This window comes from Sphingomonas jinjuensis, from assembly GCF_014197105.1.
GTDB lineage: Bacteria > Pseudomonadota > Alphaproteobacteria > Sphingomonadales > Sphingomonadaceae > Sphingomonas > Sphingomonas jinjuensis.
Map to the genome: position 1 here is coordinate 360,925 of NZ_JACIEV010000002.1, position 10,856 is coordinate 371,780.

Annotated in this window: 14 protein-coding genes; 10 read left to right on the plus strand and 4 right to left on the minus strand. The window is 68.7% G+C overall.

Annotation, left to right across the window (positions count from 1 at the left end):
- Window positions 1-13 precede the first annotated feature (13 nt).
- The 6 genes from GGQ80_RS05100 to GGQ80_RS05125 all read left to right on the plus strand — a co-directional run bounded on the left by GGQ80_RS05100 (window position 14) and on the right by GGQ80_RS05125 (window position 5,450).
- Entirely contained in the window at window positions 14-646 is a 633-nt protein-coding gene (locus tag GGQ80_RS05100) for a phosphoribosylanthranilate isomerase (protein WP_183982794.1), read from the plus strand.
- Complete coding sequence (gene trpB, locus GGQ80_RS05105; protein ID WP_183982795.1) at window positions 643-1,872, plus strand: tryptophan synthase subunit beta; 1,230 nt, start codon at window positions 643-645, stop codon at window positions 1,870-1,872. Before GGQ80_RS05100 ends, trpB begins: the two co-directional genes overlap by 4 nt.
- Window positions 1,869-2,669, plus strand: a complete 801-nt coding sequence (trpA, locus tag GGQ80_RS05110; RefSeq protein ID WP_183982796.1) for a tryptophan synthase subunit alpha — start codon at window positions 1,869-1,871, stop codon at window positions 2,667-2,669. The genes trpB and trpA overlap by 4 nt, the downstream gene beginning before the upstream one ends.
- Window positions 2,666-3,523: an acetyl-CoA carboxylase, carboxyltransferase subunit beta gene (accD, locus tag GGQ80_RS05115; protein ID WP_183982797.1), complete on the plus strand. Its 858-nt coding sequence runs from the start codon at window positions 2,666-2,668 to the stop codon at window positions 3,521-3,523. The genes trpA and accD overlap by 4 nt, the downstream gene beginning before the upstream one ends.
- A 118-nt stretch (window positions 3,524-3,641) precedes the next feature.
- Window positions 3,642-4,949 carry a bifunctional folylpolyglutamate synthase/dihydrofolate synthase gene (locus tag GGQ80_RS05120; RefSeq protein WP_183982798.1) on the plus strand — a complete coding sequence of 436 codons (1,308 nt, stop codon included), beginning with the start codon at window positions 3,642-3,644 and terminating at the stop codon, window positions 4,947-4,949.
- 72 nt (window positions 4,950-5,021) lie between these two features.
- Window positions 5,022-5,450, plus strand: coding sequence for a DUF6628 family protein (locus GGQ80_RS05125; RefSeq protein WP_183982799.1), 429 nt, complete (start codon window positions 5,022-5,024; stop codon window positions 5,448-5,450).
- A 1-nt stretch (window position 5,451) separates the two neighbouring features.
- On the opposite strand, the gene GGQ80_RS05130 is transcribed toward GGQ80_RS05125, so the two are convergent.
- The 3 genes from GGQ80_RS05130 to pgsA are packed head-to-tail and all read right to left on the minus strand — an operon-like array spanning window position 5,452 to window position 6,709.
- Window positions 5,452-5,889, minus strand: a complete 438-nt coding sequence (locus tag GGQ80_RS05130; RefSeq protein WP_183982800.1) for a molybdenum cofactor biosynthesis protein MoaE — start codon at window positions 5,887-5,889, stop codon at window positions 5,452-5,454.
- Window positions 5,886-6,143 (minus strand): molybdopterin converting factor subunit 1, encoded by a 258-nt coding sequence (moaD, locus tag GGQ80_RS05135; protein ID WP_183982801.1) that lies wholly within the window; start codon window positions 6,141-6,143, stop codon window positions 5,886-5,888. The genes GGQ80_RS05130 and moaD overlap by 4 nt, the downstream gene beginning before the upstream one ends.
- Complete coding sequence (gene pgsA, locus GGQ80_RS05140; protein WP_183982802.1) at window positions 6,143-6,709, minus strand: CDP-diacylglycerol--glycerol-3-phosphate 3-phosphatidyltransferase; 567 nt, start codon at window positions 6,707-6,709, stop codon at window positions 6,143-6,145. The genes moaD and pgsA overlap by 1 nt, the downstream gene beginning before the upstream one ends.
- A gap of 112 nt (window positions 6,710-6,821) precedes the next feature.
- On the opposite strand from pgsA, the gene GGQ80_RS05145 reads away from it, so the two are divergent.
- Window positions 6,822-8,120 carry an MFS transporter gene (locus tag GGQ80_RS05145; RefSeq protein WP_183982803.1) on the plus strand — a complete coding sequence of 433 codons (1,299 nt, stop codon included), beginning with the start codon at window positions 6,822-6,824 and terminating at the stop codon, window positions 8,118-8,120.
- Between the two features lie 39 nt (window positions 8,121-8,159).
- Here GGQ80_RS05145 and GGQ80_RS05150 read toward each other — a convergent pair whose 3' ends face one another.
- Complete coding sequence (locus GGQ80_RS05150; protein ID WP_183982804.1) at window positions 8,160-8,327, minus strand: hypothetical protein; 168 nt, start codon at window positions 8,325-8,327, stop codon at window positions 8,160-8,162.
- A gap of 94 nt (window positions 8,328-8,421) precedes the next feature.
- Here GGQ80_RS05150 and GGQ80_RS05155 point away from each other — a divergent pair, with 94 nt between their 5' ends.
- From GGQ80_RS05155 to GGQ80_RS05165, 3 genes are read left to right on the plus strand one after another with little or no spacing between them, the layout of a single operon-like run.
- A complete protein-coding gene (locus GGQ80_RS05155) occupies window positions 8,422-8,874 on the plus strand; it encodes a GreA/GreB family elongation factor (RefSeq protein ID WP_183982805.1) in 453 nt (150 codons plus the stop codon).
- 40 nt (window positions 8,875-8,914) lie between these two features.
- Window positions 8,915-10,627 (plus strand): M1 family metallopeptidase, encoded by a 1,713-nt coding sequence (locus GGQ80_RS05160; RefSeq protein ID WP_425506015.1) that lies wholly within the window; start codon window positions 8,915-8,917, stop codon window positions 10,625-10,627.
- Window positions 10,624-10,851 carry a hypothetical protein gene (locus GGQ80_RS05165; RefSeq protein WP_183982806.1) on the plus strand — a complete coding sequence of 76 codons (228 nt, stop codon included), beginning with the start codon at window positions 10,624-10,626 and terminating at the stop codon, window positions 10,849-10,851. Before GGQ80_RS05160 ends, GGQ80_RS05165 begins: the two co-directional genes overlap by 4 nt.
- Window positions 10,852-10,856: the final 5 nt, after the last annotated feature.

Here is a 10,856-nt window from a genome sequence, read left to right on the forward strand (position 1 = left end):
AGCAGGACAGACCATGACCACCGCCAAGATCTGCGGCCTCTCGACCCCCGACACGCTCGCCGCCGCCGTCCGCGGCGGCGCGAGCCATGTCGGCTTCGTCTTCTTCCCGCCCAGCCCCCGCCATCTCGGCTTCGATCAGGCCGCCGCGCTCGCCGGCCAGATGTCGCAAGCGGCGGCCCGCGTCGGCGTCTTCGTCGATCCCGACGACACGCTGCTCGACCAGGCGATCGCCGCCGGGCGGCTGGACGCGCTCCAGCTTCACAAGACCGGCCCGGAACGCACCGCCGCGATCCGCGCGCGCACCGGCCTGGAGACATGGGCCGCGGTCGCGATCAAGACCCGCGCCGACCTCGATGCCGTCCGCGCCTTCGCCGGCGCCGCCGACCGTATCCTCTATGACGCGAAGACCCCGCCGGGCGCCGCGCTCCCCGGCGGCATGGGCGTGCGCTTCGACTGGGGCCTGCTCGACGGCTACCGCCACCCGCTGCCGTGGGCCTTGTCGGGCGGACTCGACCCGACCAACGTCGCCGAGGCGATCCGCCGCACCCACGCCCCGATCGTCGATGTCTCGTCGGGCGTCGAGAGCGCGCCGGGCGTCAAGGATGTGGACAAGATCGCCGCCTTCCTTCAGGCGACGCGGCCATGAACGCCCCCAACTCCTTCCGCGCGCAGCCCGACGATCGTGGCCACTTCGGCGACTATGGCGGCCGCTACGTTGCCGAGACGCTGATGCCGCTCGTCCTCGACCTGGAACGCGAATATCGCGCCGCCCAGGCGGACCCCGCCTTCAAGGCCCAGTTCGACGATCTGCTCGAACATTATGTCGGCCGCCCCAGCCCGCTCTATTATGCTGAGCGGCTGACCGAGGCGCTGCGCGAGAGCGCGCCCGACGGCATGGGCGCCGAAATCTGGTTCAAGCGTGACGAGCTCAACCACACCGGCGCGCACAAGATCAACAACTGCATCGGCCAGATCCTGCTCGCGATGCGGATGGGCAAGACCCGGATCATCGCCGAGACCGGCGCCGGCCAGCACGGCGTCGCCACCGCGACCGTCTGCGCCCGCTTCGGGCTACCGTGCACCATCTTCATGGGCGCGAAGGACGTCGAGCGCCAGGCGCCCAACGTGTTCCGCATGAAGCTGCTCGGCGCCGAGGTCCGCGCGGTATCGTCGGGCGCGGCGACGCTGAAGGACGCGATGAACGAGGCGCTGCGCGACTGGGTCGCGAACGTCCACGATACCTTCTACATCATCGGCACCGCCGCCGGCCCGCACCCCTATCCCGAGCTGGTCCGCGACTTCCAGAGCGTCATCGGCCGCGAGGCGCGCGCCCAGATGATGAGCCGCACCGCCCGCCTGCCCGACCTGCTCGTCGCCGCGATCGGCGGCGGGTCGAACGCGATCGGGCTGTTCCATCCCTTCCTCGACGACGCCGACGTCGCGATGCTCGGTGTCGAGGCGGCGGGCGAAGGGCTGGAGGCGAAGCACGCCGCCAGCCTGGCGGGCGGCTTCCCCGGCGTCCTCCACGGTAACAAGACCTATCTGCTCCAGGACGACGACGGCCAGATCACCGAGGCGCATTCGATCTCCGCCGGCCTCGACTATCCCGGCATCGGTCCGGAACATGCGTGGCTGAAGGACATCGGCCGCGTCGAATACACCTCGGTCACCGATACCGAAGCGCTCGACGCCTTCCAGCTGCTCTGCCGCACCGAAGGCATCATCCCCGCGCTCGAACCCGCCCACGCCATCGCCGCGGTGACCAAGCGCGCCCGCGAGATGAAGCGCGACCAGGTGATCCTCGCCAACCTGTGCGGCCGTGGCGACAAGGACATCTTCACCGTCGCCGAGGCGCTGGGGGTGGCGATATGAGCCGCCTCGCCACCGCCTTCGCCAAGGACCATCCCGCGCTCGTCACCTTCGTCACGGCGGGCGATCCTCATGTCGCCGCGACGCCCGCGATCCTCGACGCGCTCGTCGCGGGCGGGGCGGACGTGATCGAGCTCGGCATGCCGTTCACCGACCCGATGGCCGACGGCCCCGCGATCCAGGCGGCCAACATCCGCAGCCTTGCAGGCGGCACGACCACCGCCGACATCCTCGCCATCGCGCGCGGCTTTCGCGACCGGCATCCGCACGTGCCGCTCGTCCTGATGGGCTATGCCAACCCGATGCTGCGCCGCGGCCCCGGCTGGTTCGCCAAGGCCTTGCAGGACGCGGGCGTCGATGGCGTCATCTGCGTCGACGTACCGCCCGAGGAGGACGACGCCCTCGGCCCGGCATTGCGCGACGCCGGCATCGCTCCGATCCGCCTCGCCACCCCGACCACCGACGCAGCGCGCCTTCCGCAGGTGCTCGATGGCGCCAGCGGCTTCCTCTACTATGTCTCGGTCGCTGGGATCACCGGCAAGCAGCAGGCGGAGCAGGCCTCGATCGACGAGGCCGTGGCGCGGCTGAAGGCGGCGACCGATCTTCCCGTCGCGGTCGGCTTCGGCGTCCGCACGCCCGAGCAGGCGGCGTCGATCGCGCGGATCGCCGATGGCGTCGTCGTCGGCTCGGCGATCGTCGAGATCATCGCGGCCCATGGCGCCGATGCGCCCGCCGCCGTCACGACCTATATCCGATCTCTCGCCGATGCCGTCGCGTCGGCCCGCAAGGTGACCGCATGACCTGGCTCAACAGCGTCCGCAACGCGCTCTCGTTCGTCGTTCCCAAGAAGGAAACGCCCGACCACTTGTGGCACAAGTGCAAGGGCTGCGGTCAGATGGTCTTCACCAAGGAATTGGAGGAGAACTACTACGTCTGTCCGCAATGCGACCATCACGAGCGCGTCGGCCCCAAGATCCGCTTCCAGCAGATTTTGGACGAGGGCAGCTGCCAGGCGCTGCCCCCGGTCAAGGTGCCCGAGGACCCGCTGAAGTTCCGCGACTCGAAGCGCTATGCCGACCGCATCAAGGCCGCCCGTACCGCCACGGCGGAAAACGACGCGCTGCTCAACGCGCGCGGCACGATCGACAACCACCGCGTCGTCGTCGGCGTTCAGGACTTCGCCTTCATGGGCGGTTCGATGGGCCTCGCCGTCGGCGAAGCCTTCATCCAGGGCGTCGAGGCCGCGATCGCCGACCGCTGCCCCTATGTCATCTTCACCGCAGCCGGTGGTGCGCGGATGCAGGAAGGCATCCTCAGCCTGATGCAGATGCCGCGCGCGACCGTCGCGATCCAGATGCTTCACGACGCCGGCCTGCCCTATATCGTCGTCCTCACCGATCCGACGACCGGCGGCGTCACCGCGAGCTATGCGATGCTCGGCGACGTCCAGATCGCCGAGCCCAACGCGCTCATCGGCTTCGCCGGCGCGCGCGTGATCGAGAGCACGATCCGCGAGAAGCTGCCCGAAGGCTTCCAGCGCGCCGAATATCTGCTGGAGCATGGCATGCTCGACATGGTCGTCCACCGCCGCGACCTGCGCGAGCGGCTGGCGCAGACGATCGGCTATCTGTGCGGTCAGCGTAAGGCGGCATAGCGTTCGGCGTTGCCCTCTCCCCTTCAGGGGAGAGGGTTGGGAGAGGGGCAGTGCGGGACGCCAAACGATGCGTCCCCCTCTCCCCGGCCCTCTCCCCTGAAGGGGAGAGGGAGACATCATGCCCGACCATGCCACCCACACCAACTCTGCGGTGCAGGCGCAGCTCGACCGGCTGACCGCGCTGTCCCCCGGTGCCGACATCCTCGGGCTGGAGCGGATCACGACGCTGCTCGCCCGGCTCGGCGATCCGCATCGCTCGCTGCCGCCGGTGTTCCACGTTGCCGGCACCAACGGCAAGGGTTCGACCTGCGCCTTCCTGCGCGCCGCGATCGAGGCATCGGGGCACAGCGTCCACGTCTATTCCTCGCCGCACCTCGTCCGCTTCAACGAGCGGATCCGAGTCGCCGACCGCCTGATCGACGACGACGATCTCGCCGCGTTGCTCGACGAGGTGTTGCGCCATGCCGAGGGGATCGGGGCCAGCTTCTTCGAAGTCACCACCGCCGTCGCCTTCCTCGCTTTCGCCCGCACCCCCGCCGCGGCGACCATCGTCGAGGTCGGGCTCGGCGGGCGGCTCGACGCGACCAACGTCATCGCCGAGCCCGCGGTGACCGGGATCGCCGCACTCGGCCTCGATCATCAGGCGTTTCTCGGCGATCGCCTCGTCGATATCGCCGCAGAGAAGGCCGGTATCGCCAAGCCCAGCGTTCCGCTCGTCACGATGGACTATGCCCGCCCGCTCAAGGCTCGCATCGCCGAGGCGGCGGCGTCGGTAGGTGCGCGCGTGATCGCCCGCGGCGACGCCTGGACCAGCGAGACGGCACGTTCGACGATGCGCTATGCCGACGAGGGGTTCGAGGTCGTCACCCGCCGTCCGCGGCTCGTCGGGCCGCACCAGAGCCGCAACCTCGCGCTCGCGATCGCCATGCTCCGCCACCAGGGCGCTGTAAGCGTCCCCGAGGCGGCGATGCGGGCCGCCGCCGATTGGGCGACATGGCCAGCGCGGATGCAGCGCCTGGGCGACGGCCCGCTGGCCGCTCGCCTGGCCGACGGGACCGAGCTGTGGCTCGACGGCGCGCACAACCCCTCCGCAGCCATCCCGGTCGCACGGGCGCTGCGCACCATTGCGAAGGGGCGCCCGGTCACGCTCGTCGCCGGCTTCCTGGCCAACAAGGATGCGGCGGGCGTCATCGCTGCGCTGTCGTCGGTGGTCGCCCAAGTCGTCGCGGTGCCCGTGCCCGGCCACGCCTTCCATCCGCCCGAAGCGATCGAGGCGATCGCTCGCGAGCATGGCATGACCGCAGCGAGCGCCGTCGATCTTCCCGCCGCTATGGCACTTGCCGGCACGTCGCCCGTCGTGCTGATCGCAGGCTCGCTCTATCTCGCGGGCGAAGCGCTCGCGCTCAACGACGAACCGCCCGCCTGACGCCTTCTATTGATATTGACTATCATTAACGGACACGCGAGGCTGAGTGGACAGCCACGGAGTCGCGTGTTCATGACCGCCGCCACCACGATCGTTAGTCCCCTGCCCCATGCCCTGCCCGACTGCGCCAATGCCCGCATCGCGTTGTTCGCGATCCGCCGGATGGGTGCGCATGGACTCGCCGATGCCCGCGCCGCCCATGCGCTGCTCACCGCGTTCGGCCAGGAATTCCGCCGTCCTCTCATATTGATGCGCAATCTGATGGCCGATCTGGCCGGGGTCGCGGCGGGACAGATCGCGATCGCGCCATGCTGCTGCAACCGCATGACCGCGGCGGAGGCGGCGTTGATCGCCGTGCTCGGCCGAGTCGAAACCATGCCGGAAGCGGCGCGCCTCCTTCTCAGCGACCTGCTGGGTACGCGCCACGTCGACGGCGTCTTGGCCAGCGCCGCCGCCGTGACGGCAGCCTTCGCCGACGACGGCAGGCCGATCGGGCGCTAGATCAGTCCCATTTGGCCGCAGCGGCATCGTCGCTGTCTTTCGCGTCCACCCATTGGGCCTCGCCGCCCCGCGTCTCGCGCTTCCAGAAGGGCGCATCGGTCTTCAACCGGTCGATCAGATAAGCGCACGCCGCCAGCGCATCGCCGCGATGCGGCGCTGCGGCGGCGACGAAGACGATCCGCTCGCCCGGCGTCATCGGCCCCACGCGGTGGACGATCGTCGCGCCCAGCAGCGACCAGCGCGCTGCCGCCGCTTCCGCCACCCGCGTCAGCGCCGCCTCGGTGCCGCCGGGATAATGCTCCAGCTCGAGCATGCCGACGCCGTCGTCGGCGCGGACCAGCCCGGTGAATGTCGCCACCGCCCCCGCGCCCTCGCCTTCCGCGGCGGCGATCTCGGCCGCGAGGTCGATCGGCTCGCGCTGTACCGCGACGCGGATCACCCGCCGGTCACCGGCGGGAAGATCGCGACCTCGCGCGCGCCGACGATCGAGGCGTCGAGCGATACGAAGCCCTGGTCGACCGCCGCTCTCAGCTTCGCGCGATCGGCGAACGCCTGCGCGTGGGCATCGCTACGATTCGCCAGCCACCCGATCAGCGCGGCGACCGTCGTCACCTCGGCCGGCGGCGTCACCACTTCCTCGCCGGTGCCGATCGCCTCGCGCACCCAGGCGAAATACAGGACGGTCAGCGCCATCAGTCCATGTGCCTCAGGCCGACGCGCAGATAGTCCCAACCCGTGATCGCCGTCAGCGCCGCGGCGCCCCACAGGCAGACGAGCCCGACCAGCTTGATCCACGCCAGCGTCGGCAGCGCGCCGGCCAGGATCAACGCGCCGAGCGACACGAACTGCAACGTCGTCTTCCACTTGGCCAGTTGCGATACCGGCAGCGACACCTGCAGCCCCGCCAGAAATTCTCGCAACCCCGATACCGCGATCTCCCGCAGCAGGATGGTGAGGGCAGCGATCAGGTGGACGCCCGTGATCAGCGCGGTATCGTCGTGCCGCGTCCCGACCAGCATCAGAATGACCGCCGCGACCATGATCTTGTCCGCGATCGGATCGAGGAAGATGCCCAGTTTCGACACCGTCCCCTGCGCCCGCGCCAGATAGCCATCGAAGTAATCGGTCACGCCGACGAGGCAGTAGAGCGCGAAGGCGACGCCGAAGCCGAACTCCCAGCGGGGCCACCACAGCAGCCCGACCAGCAGCGGCACCGCGACGATCCGCGACAGCGTCAACAGATTGGGCAGGGTCAACATTCCCCCTCCTATCGCGGCGCGCGGCGTTGCGGAACCGGGTTTAGCGTTGGCGTGGTCGCTCACGCTCGGCTATGTGCCGTATTCCTGCCATGTTCGAGGCCCGCTCCCGGTCATGATCAATGCCTTGGGGTTGCTGAAGCAGCGCCGTTTCCTGCCGCTGTTCACGACCCAGTTCCTCGGCGCGTTCAACGACAATCTGTTCAAGACGTCGATGGTGCTGTTCGCCACCTACGCCATCTTCAACGATGCGCGGATGGAGGCGAATTTCAATGCGCTCGCCACGGGTATCGGCATTCTGCCGTTCTTCCTGCTGTCGGCGCTCGCCGGGCAGCTCGCCGACAGCCAAGACAAGGCGAAGATCATCCGCCTAGTGAAAACGGCGGAGATCGGGATCATGCTGGTCGGCGCCGCCGGCCTCGTCACCGCACGGATGGGCTTCACCACGCTCGGCATCGTGCTGATGCTGTCGGCGGTGCTGATGCTGGGCGTCCACTCGACCTTCTTCGGCCCGATCAAATACGCGATCCTGCCGCAGCATCTGAAGGAGTGCGACGTCCTCGGCGGCACCGGACTGGTCGAGGCGGGCACCTATATCGCGATCCTGATGGGCACGATCACCGCCGGCGTGCTTGCGCGCTATTCCTATTGGTGGTCGGTCGCCGCCTTCATGATCGTCGCGTTCGCGGGTTTCTTCGCCGGGCGCCAGGTGCCACCCGCTCCCCGCGAAGGGCCACCGCTGGCGCTCAACTACAACATCCTCACCTCGTCCTGGCGCCTCATTGCCGCGACGCTGCACATTCCGCGGCTGTTCCTGGCGATCTGCTCGATCAGCTTCTTCTGGACGATCGGGGCGGTGCTCATCATCGTCTTCCCGCCGCTGGTGAAGAACGTCCTCACCGCCGACGAGCTCGTCTCCAGCCTCGCCATCGCGGTCTTCTCGGTCGGCGTCGCGATCGGTTCGATCGTCATCAACACGCTGCTCAAGGGGCGGATCTCGGCGCGCTACTCGCCCGCGTCGGTCATCGCGATGGGGGCGTTCGTCGTGCTGTTCTCGTTCGAATGCCGCAGCTTCGTCGGCGCGGGATCGGGCCAGCTCTATGGCTGGCGCGAATTCCTGGCGCAGCCGGGCGCGATCGCGATCATGGCGACGCTGCTTGCCATCGCGGTCACCGGCGGGATGTTCGTGGTGCCGCTCTACGCCTTCCTCACCACCACGGTGGAAAAGGACCAGACCGCGCGCACGGTCGCGGCGAACAACGTCGTCAATTCGGGGGCGATGACGATCGGCTCCGCCGCCGTCCTCGGCATCACCGCGCTCGGCGTGACGCCCGAGGACATGCTGTTCCTCGTGGCCGCCATGTGCCTGTTCTCGGCCTGGCTCGCACAGCAGCTGCATCGCGCCTGCGACTGACGGCTGGTCCTTCCCGCGGCCGTCGGGCCGGCGGGAAGGTTACAAAAACAGCGTGTAGAAGCAGGTGAAGAAGGCGGCGAAGCTCAGCAGGAACAGCTTCCAATCGCTGTCGTCGTTGCGTGACGCCGCTGCCTTGGGCGGGGGCGGCAGGGCGCGACGGAAAGGATGGCGGGCTGCTTCGTTGGAAAGGACGAGACGGCGTGTCATGGCGAAGTGTTAACGCGCTATTTACGATTTGGACCACTGGAAAGATGGTTAACGGCCCCTTGTCCATGTTCGGCACACAATTAGGAGAATTACGGTGAGCGTGGCCTTCCGCCGCGAGAACGACGACGAGCATCTGGAACCCAAGTTCGAGCTGCCGATTCCGCCCGGCCCCAACCTCGTCACTGCTGCCGGCCGTGCCCTGATCGAGGAGCGGATCGCGGCGCTCGAGGCGCAGCTCGCCGCCGCCGACGACACTGCTGCCGTCCCGATCAAGCGTGACCTGCGCTATTGGAAGACCCGCCGCGCCACCGCGATCGAGACCGCGCCGCCGACCGACGATACCGCGGGATTCGGGTCGGTCGTGACCATCCGCCTCGCCGGTAAGCAGCGGCGCATCGCCATCGTCGGCGACGACGAGGCCGATCCCGCTGCCGACCGTATCGCCTTCTCCGCCCCCCTCGCCCGCGCGATCATCGGTGCCGAGGCGGGCGAGACGCTGCCCTTCAACGGCCGCGAAGACGCGATCGAGGTGCTGGCGATCGACTGATCCGCTTGCCGTGGGCGGCAGCGTTGCGCACACTGAGGTGGTGACTCGCCTCCTCGCCCTCGCCGCCCTCCTCCCCCTCACCGCCGCCGCGCCCGACAAGGGTCAGCCCGCGCTGACCGAGCAGACGATGCGATCGGGCGGCGTCCGTCCCGCCGAACAGACCGCGGTCCGCTTCGACAGTGCCGACCTGTCGTTCGAGGTACTGCCCGATCAGCAGCGGCTGAACGGTGTCGCCACCCTCGCCTTCACCGCCGTCAAGCCGGTCGATCGGCTCGTCATCGACCTCGACCGCAACCTGCCCGTCAGCGCGATCGAGATCGACGGCCGTCGGCTCGCCGCCGGGCGATGGTCCAACCCCGACGGTCAGCTCGTCGTCAGCCTGCCGCGCCCGCTCGCCGCCGGAGACAGCGTCAGCGCCCGCATCACCTATGGCGGCACGCCGCATGTCGCGGTCAACGCGCCATGGGACGACGGCATGGTCTGGTCGAAGACGCCCGACGGCCGCCCCTGGGTCGCGACGACCGCCGAGGGCTATGGCTGCGACCTCTTCTGGCCGTGCCTCGACTTCCCGCAGGGCGAGCCTGCGGTCGTGACGCTCCACATCACCGTTCCTGCGGGATTGAAGGCGCCGTCCAACGGCGTCCTCCTCGGCGTCGACCAGCTCCCCGACGGCCGCAGCCGCTGGAACTGGCGGACGAAGCATCCCAATACCTACGCCATCGCGCTCAACATCGGCCCGTACGAGGAGATCACCGGCACCTACAAGAGCCGCTACGGTAACAGCATTCCGATGATGTACTGGTATCTGCCGGGCGAGAAGGAGCAGGCCCAAAGGCTCTTCGCCGAATTCGCGCCCACGATCGACTTCTTCGAGGCGAACATCGGCCCCTACCCCTTCGGCGACGAGAAGGTCGGCGTCGTCGAGACGCCCTACAAGGGGATGGAGCACCAGACGATCGTCGCCTACGGCAATGGCTATGCCAAGGCGATCGAGGGCTTCGACTGGCTGTTCCAGCACGAGTTCGCGCACGAATGGTTCGCCAACCAGCTGACTGCCGCCAACTGGGACGATTACTGGCTGCACGAAGGCTATGGCAGCTACATGCAGCCGGCATACGGCGAATGGCGCGAAGGTCGCGCCCGCTACGCTACGATGATGCAGGCGCAACGGGCGACGATCGCCAACAAGGTGCCGATCGTCCGCGGCCGCGTCATCACCGAGGAAGAGGTCTACGAGCCCACGAAGGGTGGCCCCGGGCAGGACATCTACGTCAAGGGATCGTGGATGCTCCACACGCTGCGCTGGCTGGTTGGCGACCAGGCGTTCTGGGACGTCACCCGCCGCGCCGTCTATGGCCGGCCCGATCCGAAGCCGGGCAACTTCGTCCCCCGTTTCGGCTCGAGCGAGGAATATCAACGCATCGTCCGCGACGTGACGGGCCGCGACTACGACTGGTTCTTCGACGTCTATCTACGCCAGGCCGCCCTTCCCGACCTCGTCGAAACCCGCAATGGCGACACGCTGTCGCTCGCGTGGAAGGCGCCCGGCGGCGGCCCCTTCCCGATGCCGGTCGAGGTGTCGATCGACGGCAAAACCCAGCGCCTGCCGATGACGGGTGGCAGCGCCACCCTCTCGGTTCCGCCGAACGCGCATGTCGTCATCGATCCCGACGCCCGCATCCTCCGCCGCAGCGAGGCGATCGAGGCGATGCAGGCCTGGCGTGCCGAACAGACCAAGGCGCGTCGCAAATGAGCCGCCTTCCGGCCCGCATCGCCGAGATGGCGGCGATCTTCATGGTTGGCGACGGTCTCGTCGCGCTGGTGCAGCCCAGGCGCCACGTCGACCTGTGGAAGGACGATGCGCTGGGCGCCGAGAAGACGGTGGCGCCCTTCGTCGACCGCCCCGGTCGCCGCCGCGCCTATGCCCTGCTCCAGATCGCCGCCGGACTGGCGCTGGCGGCACGGCAACGGCCCTGATTTCC